Genomic DNA, 14,868 nt, shown 5'->3' on the forward strand with positions numbered 1-14,868 from the left:
CGTCACACCGCGTCGCCCCGAATCAGGCGCAGGGTCGGCACGGGCTCCCCCGCCGCCTCGGTGGCGGCGAGGGCCTGTCGCCAATAGCCCTGCGCGGTCCGCGTGAGGGCGGCGTCGACCCCGACATCCTCGCTCGCCTCGATGGCGTGCTGGGTGCTCGCGTCCATCATCCGCATGGTGGCGATGTCGCCCCAGCCACCGCTTTTCGCGAGATCGGCGAAGACCGCGAACGAGGTCTCCATGCTGTCGAGGAAACGCTGTGCGTAGGGGAGGAAGCGGTCGATCGGCTGGCCGGAGCGGTCGATCGTCGCCATGGCCTGCTCGTAGGCGAGGATCAGCGGGTGCATCAGGATCAGCAGTCCCTGGTAGAACACCTGGGACAGGCCGGGATCGGTGCCCAGATACTCCGGCGGGCACAGCGGCCGCAGCAGTTCGGCGTGGGCGTCGAAGACCTCCCGCGGGCCGCTGTAGAAGATGTAGGAGGTCGGGCTCGTGATCGTGTTGCCGTCGGAAATCACACCGCCGGAAAGGAATTGAGCGCCACGCTCGAGTACCCATTCCGCGCCACGACGAGCCCGCTCCGGCGAATCCGAGGACAGGTTCACGATCACCTTGCCGCGCAGGTGATCCGCGGCCTGACCCAGCACGTCGTACATCGCGGCATAGTGGGTCAGGCTGAGCACGGTCACCTCGTTGGCGTCGAGTGCCTCGGCAACGGTCGCCGCCCGCTTCGCGCCCAGTTCGACCATGGCGTCGGCCTTTTCGGGGCTCCGGTTCCAGACGGTCACCTCGAAACCGGAGGCCAGGAACTGCTTCACCATCGCCTGGCCCATCGGGCCCAGGCCGATCAGGGATAGCGAACGGCTCACGCCTTGCCTCCGTGCATCAGCTCGAAGACGGAGACCGGCCGCCCGGCCTGCTCGCTGGCCGCAATCGACTTACGCCAGAATCCCTGTGCGGTGTGCGACAACGTCGCGTCGACACCGACCTCCTCGCTGGCATCGATGATGTGTTGCGCACCGGCATCCATCATCTTCGACGACGACAGATCACCCCAGCCGCCCGCCTTGGCCGCCTCGATCCACTCCTCCATGAAGAACGGGTACGCCCCGGCGGATCGCTGCGCGTAGGGCAGGAACTGGTCGAGGTCGTGGCCGGACCGCTGGATCATGGCCATCGCCTGTTCGAACGACAGCAGCCAGGGGTGGAACGTGGTCAGCAGGGCCTGGTAGAAGACCTGCGAGACGCCGTCGTCGGTGCCCAGATACTCCTGCGGGCTGAGCGGGCGCAGGAGTTCGGCGTGCGTGTCGAAGACCTCCCGCGGGCCGCTGTAGAAGATGTAGGACGCAGGGTGGGTGATGTTGTCACCCGCCGACATGACGCCGCCGGAAAGGAACTGCGCCCCGTGCGACCGGACCCAGGCCGCGCCCTCGCGGGCCTTCTCCGGCGAGTCCGACGACAGGTTCACGATCACCTTGCCGCGCAAGCGATCCGCCGCCGGACCCAGCACGTCGTACATCACGCCGTAGTGGGTCAGGCTGAGCACGGTCACCTCGTTGGCATCCAGCGCCTCGGCGACCGTGGCCGCCCGCTTCGCGCCCAGTTCGACCATGGCGTCGGCCTTCTCGGGGCTCCGGTTCCACACCGTCACCTCGACACCCGCCGCCAGGAACTCCTTCACCATCGCCTGACCCATCGGGCCCAGGCCGATCAGGGAAACGGAACGTTGAGACATCGTGCATCCTTCGGTAGTCGCGTACTCGGTATCGGCGCCGGATACCGATGGTGGCGGCTGCCGGTATTCTCGGAAAGACCGCACGTCGAGGGCCGGTTGCTTACCTCGAGGTTCGAAATATGGTCAGGAGGCCACGGTGACAACGAGCAGTGACGCAGCTCACGATGTGTGCGGCATGTCCGTGGCGATCGATGTGGTCGGCGGCAAGTGGAAACTGCACCTGATGTGGGTGCTCGGCGAGGGCCCGCAGCGGTTCGGGCAGATCCGCAAGATGCTGGACGGCGTGAGCGAGAAGGTGCTCGCGGAGAATCTGCGCCACCTGGAGACCGCCGGGGTCGTGCACCGCGAGATCTACCCGGAGGTGCCGCCGCGCGTGGAGTACTCCCTCACCGAACGCGGCGAAGAACTCGCCACCGCACTCCGCCCCCTGGAGGCCTGGGGCGAAAAGCACCGCGACCACCTACTCCAGTGCATGCTCAGCCCCGTATAGAACGTCTCCCGCACCCCCTGTTCGCTCCCGCACCGGCTACAACGCTTGTACGGGGTGCGGGAGTGAGCGCGGGGTGCGGGAATCGTCCGGGCTCGCGGGTCAGTGCTGCAGGTGGCTGAGGGCGAGGCGGGCTCCGAGTTGTTCCAGGAGCGAGGCGGCGTGGGCGATCGAGCGATCCACATCGGGCTCGAGTTCGGCGAGCGTGTACGAGGCAGCGAAACCCGCGGCGCGTAATTCGTCCTCGCTCAGCAGGGACCGGCCCGCCACCGCGACGACGGACACGCCCGCCTGCCGGGCGGCTTCGCACACCCCGATGGGCGCCTTTCCGTGCAGGGTCTGTTCGTCGAGCGAGCCCTCGCCGGTGACGACGAGATCCGCGCCGCGCAACCGCGATCGGAAGTCGATCAGGTCCAGCACGACATCGATGCCGGAACGTTCGACGGCACCGAGGACGGCCATCGCGCCGAATCCGGTGCCGCCCGCCGCGCCCGCACCGGGACGGTCGGCGCTTTCGGGATCGACCAATTTCGCCCAATGGGCCAGTGCCGCCTCGAGTAGCGCGCACTGTTCGGGATCGGCACCCTTCTGCGGGGCGAAAACCGCCACGGCCCCGGCCGATCCGAGCAGCGGATTGTCGACGTCACTGGCGAGGATGAATGCCGTATCTGCCAGCGCCGGATGCAGCGTCGACCGATCGACCCGCACCGCGCCCGCGAGAGCCGCTCCGCCCCTGGCCACTTCGGCACCGGACGCGTCCACGATCCGCAGCCCGAGCGCCTGCAACATCCCCGCGCCACCGTCGCTGGACGCGCTGCCGCCGACCCCGAGCACGATCGAGCGCACGCCGCGATCGAGCGCGTGCCCGATCACCTGCCCCAGCCCATAGGTGCTCGCCGACAACGGATCCGGTTGCCCGCCGGGAAGTTTCACCAGCCCCACCACGGCCGCCAACTCGATCACGGCGGTATCCCCCTGCACCGCATAGGCGGTGGCCACCGGCGCACCGGTCGGCCCCTCCGCCTCGACCGCCACCCGCTCCCACCCCGCCGTCAGAAACGCGTCGACGGTCCCGTCCCCACCATCGGCCACCGGCACCCGCACGACTTCGGCCCCCGGCACCACCCGCCCAATCCCGCCCGCCAACGCCTCGGCAACCTCCGGCGCGGTCAGCGACCCCTTGAACTTGTCCGGCGCCAACACCACCCGCCACGACATCTCGTCCACCATCCAGCCATTCTGCGACCCAAACCGCTCCCCCGCCCATCACAACCCACTACAGCGGCGCTTGATCGGCGTGCTCGATCCCCACCTGCCCCGTCCGCAGATACGTCAGCACCGCATCATCCACCACGGTGTTCCCCCGCCCGAAAGTGCCATGATCACCGCCCTCGACGGTGATCAGCGAGCCCCGCAAGGCCGAGGCCATCGCAGGTCCGCCCTCGTATTTGGTAACCGCATCGTGCCGACTCTGCAGCACCAGCGGCCGAGTGCGCAGCCCCTGATCGGCAATGGCGACCGGCCCGGCCACCGGATTCCAGTCGGAGCACGCCACGCCGGACCGAATCATGTCAGCACGGGCATTCAACGCGCTCCCACCGGAAGCGACGGTGGCCGCCGCGGCCCCGAGCAGTTCCGACCGCCCCGGTATCGCGTTCTCGTTGCAGGTGATGGCGGCGAACACGTTCCGCCCCGTCGGGTCGGTCGCGGTCAGCCCCTCGATGGCCCGCAGCTGCCCGGTGTCGGCGGGGTCGGCGTTGGCGTCGGCCATGGCGCGGGCGAAGGTGGGCCAGAACGAGCGGGTGTAGGTGGCGACCGCGGTGGCCGCCAGCAGCGGCACCTGCGCCGAGGTCCCGCCGGAGGCGAGCGTCCGGACCAGGTTCTGCAGCTGCCCGATCTGGTCTCGTCCGCCGTTGAATCCGTCGCGCGCCACCTGCGCGATGGGCTCGGGCAGTTCGCCCGGCAGGTCGGCGGTCGACGCCGGCGGCGGGGTCAGGTTGGCGTACCAGCCGCCGCCCTGCGCGACCACCAGCCGCACCCAGTTCTCGTAGACCCGAAGCGGTGTCGCGCCGAGGCGGTACTCGCCGTCGTGGTCGGCGATCCAGGTGAACAGGTCGTCGAGCCGCTGCTTACCGGCCAGCTGCTGCTGCGCGAACTGTTCGTTCCACACCCAGTCCGGATGGACGCTGGAGTCGAGCACCATGCGGTCGATCCGCTGCGGGAACAGCGTGGCGTAGACGGCGCCCAGGTAGGTGCCGTAGGAGGTGCCGAAGAAGTCGATGCGCTCCAAGCCGAGCGCGGCCCGGACGGCGTCCATGTCGCGGGCGGTGTTCTCGGTGGTGACGGTCTCGACGTAGCCGGGCTGTGCGCTGTCGCAGGCGGATTTGGTGGCGCTGCGTTCCTTGCGCTCGGCGTTCCCGCAGTCCAGCGGCGTCGCCCAGCGCAGTCCCCGGGGCTGCACGGCGATCCGGTCGTAGTGGGTGTTGAGCTCGGCGGGCAGGTCCGGCGAGCGCCGGGCCCAGTAGTCGAGGGCGTCGGCGCCGGGGCCACCCGGATTGGCGAACAGCGCGCCGCGGCGTTCGCCGGTGGCCCGGATCCGGCTGACCGTCACGTCGATTCGCGGGCCGTCGGGCGCCGAGTAGTCGCGCGGTACCGAGATCACCGCGCATTCGGCGCCGCGTCCGGGTGTCACGGCGCCGTCCGGGCACGCGCCGAATGCGGGCTCGGCGGTGGCCTGCGCGACAGCGGCCGACTGCATCGCCAGGCATGCGGCGAATACCCAGGCCACCGAGCGCGCCGTACGTCGTGTCATCATCCGCGTCATTCTCTCCGGTCAGGCGCGGCCGCACATCCGGCCGCGCTCGCATTCGACCACAAGCATTCTCGGCGGCCGGGGACGCGGTCACAACTCGGGGGCCGTCGTGTCCTCCGCCGCAATCGAACATATTGCGCGCGAGAAACAGTAGCGTCGAGCCATGTCGACAGAGGTTCGCAACAACAGGGAGCTCGATCGTTTCGAGATCTATGTGGACGGCGGTCTCGCCGGCATCGCGGAATATCAGGACACCGCCGCCGAGCGCGCCTTCGTCCACACCGAGATCTACCCCCGCTACAGCGGTCAGGGCTACGCCGGCACGCTGGTGCAGGCCGCGCTGGACACCAGCCGCGACGAGGGCTTCGGCATCCTGCCGCTGTGCCCGATGGTGCGCCATTTCGTGGAGTCGCGGCCGGAGTACCTGGCGTTGGTGCCGCACTGGGCGCGCGAGCGGTTCGGTCTGCCGCAGTGAGGGATCAGTAGGCGGCCACGGCGCCGTCGAGAGCCAGCTGCAGCTGGTCGCGTACGACCCGGGCGATCTCGGCGGGCCGCGCCGGTAGTTCGGGCACCGGCGGCCCGAAGTAGAAGCTGGCCGACTTCGCCTCCTCGAAGGTCGGCTCCACGGTCGGATCGGCCCGCGGCCCGTAGCTGAGGCCCATACTGACCAGGGCGGGCCGCGCGCCGAGCTTCATCGCGCGGAACGCGATGTGCCCGATCCCGCTGCCGACCGCCTGCACCTGGGTCGGGTCGACGTCGTTGCAGGTGCCCTCGGGAAAGACCGCGACGGCATCGCCGCGCGCCATCCGCTCGGCGCAGATATCGATCATGCGCTGCCCCGCCGCGTTCACCGCGCGCAGCCCGTGATCCTTGCCTCGGAACACCGGGATGCCGCCCATCATGTCGACCTTGCGGCGCTGCTCCGGGTCGATGAACAGCTCGTCCTTGGCCAGCACCCGGGCCCGCCCGATCACCGGCCGCAGTCCGCTGCGCCAGGCCGCCGCCGCCACGGTGTAGGGATCCTGCTGGGAAAGATGGTTGATCGAGATCAGCAGCGGCCGCCCCTGGGAGATCAACTCCCGCAGCCCTTCCCGAGCCCCCGCCGCGTAGCCGATCCGCGGCCGGTAGCGCCGCGCGAGCACGGCGTACGCGCCCCACGCCTTCAGGCGATTCTGCCGATGATCCCGATAGAAGTCGTAGACGGCATCACAGTTGTCGAGGACCACCTCGGGGTGCTGCATGCGGCCACACTAACGATCCGGAACCACCCCGCCCAACGGAACTGTGATTTGACTTACATTTCGGACTCCGAACACGAGCAACCCCCGTCAGCAATGCGACGTAGGAGCGAGCCGAGCAGGAGCCGCGTCGTGCAGAGCGTCTCCGTACCTTGCCAACTCGACCACCCTCCCGACCCCGGCCGCGAAGCGATAGCCAAGCAACAACACCTGGGAGGTTTTCGGCGCGTCTCGATTTTCAGAGGTCGCTGCGTCCGCGACGAAGGAGCCAGCAGCGGCCTCTGAAAATCGAGACTCCGGGCGCCGAAAACCCGCCGGAGCGAAGCGGAGGCCACATACACAGTGCGATGATGGCGTGGTGTCACGCGCAGACGAACACGGTGATCGCTCCAGACGGGAATCCCGGCACGAGGAACAGGCGGTCCGGCCCGGCACGCTGCTGGTCTCGGCCACCGATCTGACCGAGCCGTCGTTCCGGCGCACCGTCGTGTACATCGTGGAGCACAACGATGCCGGCAGTCTCGGCGTGGTCATCAATCGTCCCAGCGAGACGCCGGTGCAGGAGGTGCTGCCGCGGTGGGCCGAACTGGCCGCGCAGCCGCGCGCGCTGTACATCGGCGGCCCGGTGAAGCGGGATGCGGCGCTGTGCCTGGCGACGGTGAAGGTGGGCACCGCGATCGACCGGGCCGCGGGTCTGCGCCGGGTGGACGGCCGGGTGGCGCTGCTGGATCTGGATTCCGATCCGGAGGTGGTCGGGCCGATGGTGGAGGGCATCCGCATCTTCGCCGGCTATGCGGGCTGGACGTTCGGGCAGTTGGAGGGCGAGCTGGAGCGTGGCGACTGGATCGTGCTGTCGGCGTTGCCGTCGGATCCGATCGCGGGCCGCACCGACCTGTGGGCGCAGGTGCTGCGCCGCCAGCCGCTGCCACTGTCGCTGCTGGCCACGCACCCGATCGAACTAGAACGCAATTGAGTACGTATCTGCTTAGTGTGGGCACTACATCCGGATCTCTGATCCGACGATCTGTTCGGTGAGCGCATGGCACGCTCACCCCGCCTCCCCAGCGATGGGGCCGATACCCAGCCGTCTCGGAGCGCGGTCCCCGAGCTCCCGACCGGCGACCCGGCCCAGGCGGAATTGCTGCGGGCGCTCTACGACCAGCACGCACCGGCGCTGTGGCGCTACACCTACAGCCTCGTCGGTGACTCGGGACGAGCCGAGGACATAGTGCAGGAAACGCTGCTGCGGGCCTGGCAACGCCCGCAGGTCCTCGATCAGTCGACGGCGTCGGCGCGGGCCTGGCTGTTCACGGTGGCACGCAACATGGTGGTCGACGAGTACCGCAGCGCCCGTCATCGGCGGGAGTTCCGCACCGATTCGCCGCCCGAGCAGCCCACCCCCGACCAGGCGGACCGGACCCTCGACGGCTGGCTGATCGCCGACGCGCTGGCCCGGTTGAGCGTCGATCACCGGGAGGTGATCGTGCGCTCCTACTACCGTGGTCTGTCGACGCACCAGATCGCGGCGGAGCTGGCCATCCCCGAGGGCACCGTGAAGTCCCGGATGCACTACGGCATGCGCGCGCTGCGCACGGCACTGCGGGATATGGGGGTGACGAAGTGACGGAGACCGCGCCTGCGGCGGCGCCCGAGGGCGGCGACGACTACGCGACGTGGGACGCCCCGTATGTGCTCGGTGCCCTGGACCGCGCCGAACGCCTGGAATACGAGGCGCATCTGGCGCAGTGCCCGGGCTGCCGGGAGGCGGTGGCGGAGCTCTCCGGAATGCCCGGGTTGCTCGGGCAGGTGGATGCCGAGGTGGCGCTGGCATTGATCGACCCCCCACTGGAATCGGTGGGTGGCAACGGGTTTCGGGCCACGGATAGGACATTGCCCGAGGTTGGGTCCCGGGCCGCCGATGGGTCGCTGCCCGGGGGCTCCGCGCAGGCCGGGACTGGAGCCGCGACCGAGGGCGCAGGCCGGTCAGGGGGCGCAGCGCAGTCCGGGAGCGCAGCGCGATCCGAGAGCGCAGCCCAGTCCGGAGCTCCCGATTCCGAGGGCCGAGTACCGGGTGTCGAGGAGCCTCCCTTTCCGCTGGCCGAGTTGGCAAGGCGGGCTCGCCGGGAGCGGCGGCGCGGGCGATTACTCGCGGTCACCGGTGCGGTGGCGGCGGCCGCGGCGGCCGTGGCGATCGCCATTCCGGTGACCGCCTCGCTCACCGAACCCACCGCGCCCCCGACGGCCGATCAGGTGGTGGCCGAGCGCAGTATGAACCCGGTGGTGCCCTCGCCGATCACGGCGAGTTTCCGGCTGGTCGCGGTGAACGACGGCACCCGGGTCGAAATGTCGTGCAGCTACGCGCCGTCCAGCACCGACTACAGCTGGCAGGGCTCGCTGTGGGTGGTGCATTCCGACGGCACGCAGTCGATGGTCGCCCAGTGGACGGCCCGGCCGGGCGAGACGGTGACGCCCGACGGCACCACCGCGGTGCCGCCGGACCAGGTGCGCATGGTCGAGATACGTTCGGCCACAACGAATCAGGTGATGCTCACCAGCTCGCTGCAGTAGGGCCACCGGTTACAGCAGGATCAGGGTGATGCCCAGAGCCGCGACCGCGGTGGCCTGCAGGCCGATTCGGAACCCGAGGATGCTGTCCCACTTCTCCTGCAGCGCACGGGCATCGGACGGAATGACACCCGACTGCGCGGCCGCGGTCTGCGCCGTGTTGATCGGTTTGGCGACCCGGACGTAGAACGCGAGCCAGATCAGCAGTGCCGCCAGCGCGACCCCGGCCGCGATACTCGCCGCGGCGTGACCCGCGACGGCGGCCGCGACCACCGCCAGCGCCGCGGTGACCACCCCGCCCACGCCGGCGAACGGCATCCGGCGGTCGCCGTAGTAGTGCCCCCAGCCCGCGACCTTGGTCATGGTGGCGTCGTCGAGGCGCCGATAGACCGAGCGCATGATCAGGGCGGCGGTTGCGTCGGCCCCGTAGACGATGCCGTTGCCGAGCACGGCGAGGACGGCCAGGACCTGGGCGATGGTGGTGAACATCCGGTACTCCTTCTCCAAACCTAGCAACGCTAGATGCTGGAGCGAGCTTAACAAGGCGAGGCTAGATTGTCTAGCAGCGCTATATTTGGCTCTCGGGTGCGGCCGGCGCGGTGGTCGAGTACAGCCCGCTGTCCTCGCGGCGGAATCGATGGCGGTGCCCCTCCTGCGACGCCCGCTCGCCGAGCGCCCACCGGACGGCGATATCCGCGGCCGGGTCGCCGACGGCGATCCGGGCGCTGCCGTCGGGATAGGTCTTGGCGGCGATACCCGCGCGGGACAGCCGCGCGGCGATATCCGCCCCCGGCAGATAGAGGAAGTTCGCACGGCTGCGCGGAACTCGGATCCCGCTGCGGCGCAAAGTTGTTCGCAGCAGCTCCCGTTCGGTGGTGATGCGCAGCACCCGCTCGCTCAGCTCCGCCTGGGCGGCATAGGACGCCGCCACCGCGGTGGCCGCGGACGCGGGCATCCCGAACGGCAGCTGCAGGCGGCGCACCCGGCGCACCAGATCCTCGTGCCCGAACGCGTATCCGATGCGCAGCCCGGCCAGCCCGTAGGCCTTCGAGAAGGTGCGCAGCACCAGCAGATTCGGATACCGCGATACGAGCTGCAGTGGGTCGAGAGTGTCTGCGGCACCGAGGAATTCGGCGTACGCCTCGTCCAGGATCACCGGGATGTCGCGCGGAACGCCGAACAGGAACGCCTTGAGCTCGCTGGCCGGGACCACCGTCCCGGTCGGGTTGTGCGGGCGGCACACCACGACCAGGCCGGTATCTCCGTCGACGGCGCGCGCCAGCGACCACAGATCCTGACGGCCCGACGAATCCAGCGGCACCGCCGCGTTTTTCAGCCCCGTCATGCCCGCGAGGATCGGGTAGCCGTCGAAGGTCGGCGTCGCGAACACCATCCGGTCGCCCGGCGTCGTCAGCGCCTGCATGATCTGCAGGGCCACCCCGGTCGCACCCGAACCGACCACGACCTGATCCGCGCGGATCCCCACATGCTCGGCGATCAGCCGCGGCAGCCGGTGCGGCAGGAACTCGGGGTACCGGTTCGCCTGCTCCAGTGTGTGATTCAGGGCTGCGAGCACCGAGGGCAATGGCGGGAACGGATTTTCGCTCAGTGTCAGGTCGAAGCGGACCGAATCCGCCGTCCGCCCGGCAGTTACGTGCCGGATCGGCCGCGTCGACCGGTCCGTGCGCCGCACCGATATCGATCGGCTGCCGCTCATCGGGCAGCACCCCAGCGCACCGCGGCCGCGGCGGCGAAGTCACCGGCGTGCGCGAACGCCGACAGCAGCACGATCGAGCCGTTGCGCAGCCGCCCCGCCCGGTTCTCCGCGTCGAGCGTGACGGGAATGCCTGCGGCGAACAGATTTCCGCAGCGATCGAAGGTGTCGGGGTGGCGTTCGGCGGGCAATTCCAGTGCGTCGTGCCAGTTGCGCAGGAACAGCCGGTTCGGCTGGTTGGTGACGAAGGTGTCGATATCGCACCCCTTCACCCCGATCCGCTCGCACACCGCCAGCGCCACCTCGGGCACCAGCCGATTGCCCCGCGCGAACACCTTGGTCAGCTTGGACTCGGTGAAACTCACGCAGCCCTGCCCCTCCCCCGGCTCCCAGTACTTGCGATCGGAGCCGGTGCTGAAATCCATATCTCCCGCGAATTCGGGGTAGGTGCGGGATTCGATGTCCAGGATCGGCGCCTGATTGTTCTTCAGCAGCAGCCCGACACCGCAGCCGTCGCCCGGGACCGGAGCCTGGGCCAGGCCGCGAATCTCGGACTGGGTGAACACCGGGCCCGCCGTGTTCTGGACCGTCGCGATCAGCGCGCTGCGGGCGGCGGTGGTCTGCAGGATCATCCGGGCCAGCGACATCATGTGGACGAAGGCCGCACAGCCGCCGTTGTGCACATCGAACACCCAGCCGGGGCGCATGCCGAGCCGCCGCGCCACCTCGGGGCCCGCGCCCATCACCGGGTTGGTCGGCAACTGGGTATGGGTGATCAGCACGTCGATATTCGAGATCAATTCCGCCCCATGACGTTCCCGCAGCGGTACGACGGCCTGTTCGACCATGTCCACCGCCGTCTCGTCACGGTCGACGTGATGACGTCCCTTGGGCGCCCGGAACATCACGTTCTTCGCCATGCGCTCGGACCGGGAGAACTGCGTGAAATATTCGGTGCCGACCGGTTCTCCGGGCAGATAGCTCGCGACGTCGGCCAGGCTGACCGGCGGCAGCGACAGCGAGGGTTCGGTGAAATCCATTGGCGCGCCTCACTTCATCCAGTCGGGTTTGACGGGCAGGTCGTGCGCGGCCCGGTACTCGCAGATCGCCCGCAGGTTGTCCATCTCCAATTGATGTCCGGCCGAGAACATCTCCCAGAAGTCACCGACCCAGACCGGCCGCTTCGGCGGCGCGGTCTCCGGATAGGGGTTCTCGTCGTAGAAGGGGTGGTGACAGTTCACCCAGAGCACCACCGAGCCCGGTTTGTCGAACACCACCTGTGCGTCGATCACCCGCAGCAGGTAGATCATCCACAGGTGCTCACCCTGATCCCAGGCGCAGTGATAGTCGACGGTCATGGCGTCGGGATTGGCGACCGTGCGGGTGAAGATCTTGGTTTCCGGGCCCAGCCGGTCGTAGGCCAGCCACAGTCCGGGCTCATCGGTTTCGACGAATCCGCGCAGGCTGTAGGTCCATTCCTCCAGGCTCCGGGTGTCGGCCAGATACTCGTACACCGCGCGCGGCGGTGCGGCGATATACGACTGGACCGGGCAGAACTCGCCGAAGATCTGGTCGTGCGGGTACACCGACCGCAGCATGTCCATGATGATGGGCGTGGTGGCCTCGCGATCGGAATTCTCGATGCGCAGGACCGCGGGTATCTCGTGCTGTGGGATATCGCTGAGCGCGGGCAGGGCACTGGTGGTCACGGGTTCCTCCTCGGTACCGACAGAAACGGGGTGAACGGCGGGATCTCGTCCGGGTCGCATTCGATCGAAATGAACGACGGCCCAGCGGTTTCGAAGCATCGGTCCAGCACGGCGGCCAGTTCGCCGGTGCCGGTGGGCGAGTACGACGGCAGCTCCGGGAACATCGCGGCCAGGCCGTCGCCCAAATGCGCGGGACGAAACCTGTTGAAGCTGTAGCGATCTCCGTAGTAGAGCTGCTCGCGCGTGATGCACATGGCATGTGCGTTGTTGTTGAGCACGACGAAGGTCACGGGGAGCCGGTGTTCGATGGCGGTGTGAATTTCCATGCCGTGCATGAAGAACGCGCCGTCACCGGCCACCACGACGGTGCGGCGCACACCGCCGCCGTGCCGGTGCCGCCGGGCGAAGGCCGAGCCGATACCGGCGCCGAAGGCATACCCCATCCCGCCCATACCCAGAGCGACCACGAACCTGCCCCCGGGCGGGAGCCTCAGGTGGTGCACCACCGACGCGCCGGTATTACCCGCGTCGGCAAAGACATCGGTACCGGGTTCCAGTGCGGCATTGAGCGTTTCTACGATGTCGCGGTACCGCAGTCCGGGACCGGTGGATGGGGGGACCTCGAGTGCCGTGAGCGACCTCACCCCACCCGTGGCTGTAGCACCCAACTCACCCGTAGTTCCGGCGGACGCCGGAATCGATACGGGGCCTTTGTGCACAGCCTCGCCTCTCGGTCCCGGCGTTCGCCGGGAATAGTGTGATGCGGGAGCTGACAACGGTGACGCGGATTCGGACAGCGGCGCGACAGGCCCGGAGGACGGCGAAGCAGGTTCAACCGGCGCCAGCTCGTCGAACACCAAGCCGCCCAGCAGCTCTGCGAGGACGGAACGCAGGTCGCTCGCGGTGGCGTGGACCGATTCCACGTGCGGCGGCTCGGCGCCCACGCTCGCCACGGCCGGATAGGACAGTGCCTCGTCCAGCCCGGCCCGTGCGGTCACCGGCATCCGGGTCCCGATCAGCAGGCACAGGGCGGCATGCCGTACGGCATCGATGAGTTCGGGGTGGCCCATACTGCCGGCCACCCCGCAGAATCCGGGTTCGTCCTGGGCGTAGACGTCCTTGGCGTCCGGGGCCACCCCGACCGCGGCGTCGAGAACGACTGCCAGGCGCTGCAATTCGTCCCGCGCGTCGTTGCGGGCCACCTGGTCCCCGGCGATTATCACGATCTTGCCGGTGGCGCGGGCGGCCCGCAGCGCCGCCCGCACCCTGTCCAGACCGGCCTGGTCGCGCGTGTGCATCGGCCGGGGCGGGCGGAACGGCGGCAGGTCTCCGACGTCGGCCTGCTGCACGTCCTTGGGCAGCAACAGCACCGCCGGACCGCCGCGCCGCGCGGCCGCGACCGCCCGCGCCAGGTGCCACGGCAGCGCCTCGATCGCGTCCACCCGCGCGCAGTAGCGCGAGATCTGCTCGAAAAGCCGTGCGGCATCGAATGTTCCCGCCAGGCCGCTGGAGTCCTGGAAGGCGCCCCGGCCCTCCAGCGTCGTCGGCGCCTGTCCGACCAGCGCCAGCACCGGCACCCGGGAGGCGAACGACTCCGTCAGTCCCGCAACCAGATTCATGGCCCCGCCGCCGGACGTCGCGCAGACCACGCCCAGCCGCCCGGTGCTGCGGGCATAACCGTCGGCCATGGTGGCGGCGGAGAACTCGTGCTTGGCGACCACCCCGGTGATGTCGTGCGGGCTGTCGAAGATAGCGTCGTAGAGGTCCTCGATGTTGGCCCCGTCCACACCGAAGATGTGGCGGACCCCCAGGGTCGCGACGGCCTGCACCAGATAGTCCACCGCTCGTGTCGGCATCGGCGCTCCTTCCTGCCGGGCCTCGAGCGCACACCGGCCGTCCGCTCTCACCCGGGATACGAGGCACGCCGCGGCGCGGTTCAGCCCGCCCGCGCACGATCTGTGATCGACCCACCCTTGTGTGTATGTATACGTCTACGTATAGTGGAGTCATGCCCAACAAGACCGTTTACGTATCCGACGACGATCTGCCCCTGTTCCAGCGCGCACAGGAGCTGGTCGGAGGCAATCTGTCAGGCGCGATCGTGACGGCGCTGCGCCGGTATATCGAACTGGAAGAGGGCCGCCTGGAGGGGTTCGAGGAGGTCGTCCTCGGCGTCGGCCACAACGGCGTCCGACAGGTCCGCTTCTCCGGCGCCCTGCTGGGTGAGGTGCGCGACGTCAACGACGAGCACCAGCAGCACATCCGCGTCTACCGCAGCCGCAAGGGCAAGTTCGTCCTGCACATCCAGACCTCCGCCTGGTCCGACTACCCCGTCTACGGCGGCGAGGGCACCAAGTGGATCAAGGATCTGACCAACTGGCGCAAGCTCCTCGGCGTCAGCGATCCGGACTGGGGCGATTTCACCATGGACATCTACGACTCGGTGACCGATCTGAAGGGGAGGATTCCGGCCAAGCTCTATCAGCGGGTCAGCGACATCGTCGAGCATCCACAGATCGAGGATCTCGACATCTGATCCCGGCGGGCCCGGTCCCGCACAACTGAACACCACACAGCCCCCGTCTTGACCGCGCAACCCAGCGGTCAC

The 14,868-nt window shown here is 68.9% G+C and carries 16 protein-coding genes; 6 read left to right on the forward strand and 10 right to left on the reverse strand.

The window, feature by feature from the left end:
• Positions 1-2 precede the first annotated feature (2 nt).
• Both NM1_RS27830 and NM1_RS27835 read right to left on the reverse strand, forming a co-directional pair.
• Positions 3-869, reverse strand: a complete 867-nt coding sequence (locus tag NM1_RS27830) for an NAD(P)-dependent oxidoreductase (RefSeq protein WP_255286231.1) — start codon at positions 867-869, stop codon at positions 3-5.
• The gene (locus tag NM1_RS27835; RefSeq protein WP_255286233.1) at positions 866-1,819 is read right to left on the reverse strand and encodes an NAD(P)-dependent oxidoreductase; all 954 of its coding nucleotides are present in this window, start codon (positions 1,817-1,819) and stop codon (positions 866-868) included. Before NM1_RS27835 ends, NM1_RS27830 begins: the two co-directional genes overlap by 4 nt.
• A 91-nt stretch (positions 1,820-1,910) precedes the next feature.
• Here NM1_RS27835 and NM1_RS27840 point away from each other — a divergent pair, with 91 nt between their 5' ends.
• Positions 1,911-2,225, forward strand: coding sequence for a winged helix-turn-helix transcriptional regulator (locus tag NM1_RS27840; RefSeq protein WP_373864074.1), 315 nt, complete (start codon positions 1,911-1,913; stop codon positions 2,223-2,225).
• 99 nt (positions 2,226-2,324) lie between these two features.
• Here the strand turns inward: NM1_RS27840 and NM1_RS27845 are convergent, their stop codons facing one another.
• Complete coding sequence (locus NM1_RS27845; RefSeq protein ID WP_084520115.1) at positions 2,325-3,452, reverse strand: glycerate kinase; 1,128 nt, start codon at positions 3,450-3,452, stop codon at positions 2,325-2,327.
• Positions 3,453-3,498: 46 nt separating this feature from the next.
• Positions 3,499-5,037, reverse strand: coding sequence for an alpha/beta hydrolase (locus tag NM1_RS27850; RefSeq protein WP_068026179.1), 1,539 nt, complete (start codon positions 5,035-5,037; stop codon positions 3,499-3,501).
• A gap of 160 nt (positions 5,038-5,197) precedes the next feature.
• Here NM1_RS27850 and NM1_RS27855 point away from each other — a divergent pair, with 160 nt between their 5' ends.
• Entirely contained in the window at positions 5,198-5,509 is a 312-nt protein-coding gene (locus NM1_RS27855) for a GNAT family N-acetyltransferase (RefSeq protein WP_068026182.1), read from the forward strand.
• Between the two features lie 4 nt (positions 5,510-5,513).
• On the opposite strand, the gene NM1_RS27860 is transcribed toward NM1_RS27855, so the two are convergent.
• Positions 5,514-6,275 carry a lysophospholipid acyltransferase family protein gene (locus NM1_RS27860; protein WP_068026185.1) on the reverse strand — a complete coding sequence of 254 codons (762 nt, stop codon included), beginning with the start codon at positions 6,273-6,275 and terminating at the stop codon, positions 5,514-5,516.
• Between the two features lie 355 nt (positions 6,276-6,630).
• Here NM1_RS27860 and NM1_RS27865 point away from each other — a divergent pair, with 355 nt between their 5' ends.
• The 3 genes from NM1_RS27865 to NM1_RS43615 all read left to right on the forward strand — a co-directional run bounded on the left by NM1_RS27865 (position 6,631) and on the right by NM1_RS43615 (position 8,840).
• The gene (locus NM1_RS27865; protein WP_068026342.1) at positions 6,631-7,245 is read left to right on the forward strand and encodes a YqgE/AlgH family protein; all 615 of its coding nucleotides are present in this window, start codon (positions 6,631-6,633) and stop codon (positions 7,243-7,245) included.
• 66 nt (positions 7,246-7,311) lie between these two features.
• The gene (locus NM1_RS27870; protein WP_084520116.1) at positions 7,312-7,896 is read left to right on the forward strand and encodes a sigma-70 family RNA polymerase sigma factor; all 585 of its coding nucleotides are present in this window, start codon (positions 7,312-7,314) and stop codon (positions 7,894-7,896) included.
• Positions 7,893-8,840, forward strand: coding sequence for an anti-sigma factor family protein (locus NM1_RS43615; RefSeq protein ID WP_068026188.1), 948 nt, complete (start codon positions 7,893-7,895; stop codon positions 8,838-8,840). Before NM1_RS27870 ends, NM1_RS43615 begins: the two co-directional genes overlap by 4 nt.
• A 9-nt stretch (positions 8,841-8,849) precedes the next feature.
• On the opposite strand, the gene NM1_RS27880 is transcribed toward NM1_RS43615, so the two are convergent.
• From NM1_RS27880 to NM1_RS27900, 5 genes are all read right to left on the reverse strand, one after another.
• A complete protein-coding gene (locus NM1_RS27880) occupies positions 8,850-9,326 on the reverse strand; it encodes a DUF1772 domain-containing protein (RefSeq protein WP_068026346.1) in 477 nt (158 codons plus the stop codon).
• A 79-nt stretch (positions 9,327-9,405) separates the two neighbouring features.
• Positions 9,406-10,554, reverse strand: coding sequence for an aminotransferase class I/II-fold pyridoxal phosphate-dependent enzyme (locus NM1_RS27885; protein WP_084520117.1), 1,149 nt, complete (start codon positions 10,552-10,554; stop codon positions 9,406-9,408).
• The gene (locus NM1_RS27890; RefSeq protein WP_068026191.1) at positions 10,551-11,591 is read right to left on the reverse strand and encodes a 3-oxoacyl-ACP synthase III family protein; all 1,041 of its coding nucleotides are present in this window, start codon (positions 11,589-11,591) and stop codon (positions 10,551-10,553) included. The genes NM1_RS27885 and NM1_RS27890 overlap by 4 nt, the downstream gene beginning before the upstream one ends.
• A gap of 9 nt (positions 11,592-11,600) precedes the next feature.
• Positions 11,601-12,260, reverse strand: coding sequence for a hypothetical protein (locus NM1_RS27895; protein WP_068026194.1), 660 nt, complete (start codon positions 12,258-12,260; stop codon positions 11,601-11,603).
• Complete coding sequence (locus tag NM1_RS27900; protein ID WP_068026196.1) at positions 12,257-14,116, reverse strand: thiamine pyrophosphate-binding protein; 1,860 nt, start codon at positions 14,114-14,116, stop codon at positions 12,257-12,259. The genes NM1_RS27895 and NM1_RS27900 overlap by 4 nt, the downstream gene beginning before the upstream one ends.
• Before the next feature lie 152 nt (positions 14,117-14,268).
• Between NM1_RS27900 and NM1_RS27905 the strand changes: the two genes are divergently transcribed.
• Complete coding sequence (locus NM1_RS27905; RefSeq protein ID WP_068026199.1) at positions 14,269-14,796, forward strand: EXLDI protein; 528 nt, start codon at positions 14,269-14,271, stop codon at positions 14,794-14,796.
• Positions 14,797-14,868: the final 72 nt, after the last annotated feature.

This window comes from Nocardia mexicana NBRC 108244 (genome assembly GCF_001613165.1).
Classification (GTDB): Bacteria; Actinomycetota; Actinomycetes; order Mycobacteriales; family Mycobacteriaceae; genus Nocardia; species Nocardia mexicana.

Bases quoted from the DNA above. Each gene is read 5' to 3' on its own strand.
- NM1_RS27845 (WP_084520115.1), bottom strand. From the start codon at position 3,452: ATGGTGGACGAGATGTCGTGGCGGGTGGTGTTGGCGCCGGACAAGTTC.
- NM1_RS27880 (WP_068026346.1), bottom strand. From the start codon at position 9,326: ATGTTCACCACCATCGCCCAGGTCCTGGCCGTCCTCGCCGTGCTCGGC.
- NM1_RS27850 (WP_068026179.1), bottom strand. From the start codon at position 5,037: ATGATGACACGACGTACGGCGCGCTCGGTGGCCTGGGTATTCGCCGCA.
- NM1_RS27870 (WP_084520116.1), top strand. From the start codon at position 7,312: ATGGCACGCTCACCCCGCCTCCCCAGCGATGGGGCCGATACCCAGCCG.
- NM1_RS27840 (WP_373864074.1), top strand. From the start codon at position 1,911: ATGTCCGTGGCGATCGATGTGGTCGGCGGCAAGTGGAAACTGCACCTG.
- NM1_RS27900 (WP_068026196.1), bottom strand. From the start codon at position 14,116: ATGCCGACACGAGCGGTGGACTATCTGGTGCAGGCCGTCGCGACCCTG.
- NM1_RS27855 (WP_068026182.1), top strand. From the start codon at position 5,198: ATGTCGACAGAGGTTCGCAACAACAGGGAGCTCGATCGTTTCGAGATC.
- NM1_RS27890 (WP_068026191.1), bottom strand. From the start codon at position 11,591: ATGGATTTCACCGAACCCTCGCTGTCGCTGCCGCCGGTCAGCCTGGCC.
- NM1_RS27860 (WP_068026185.1), bottom strand. From the start codon at position 6,275: ATGCAGCACCCCGAGGTGGTCCTCGACAACTGTGATGCCGTCTACGAC.
- NM1_RS27885 (WP_084520117.1), bottom strand. From the start codon at position 10,554: ATGAGCGGCAGCCGATCGATATCGGTGCGGCGCACGGACCGGTCGACG.
- NM1_RS27905 (WP_068026199.1), top strand. From the start codon at position 14,269: ATGCCCAACAAGACCGTTTACGTATCCGACGACGATCTGCCCCTGTTC.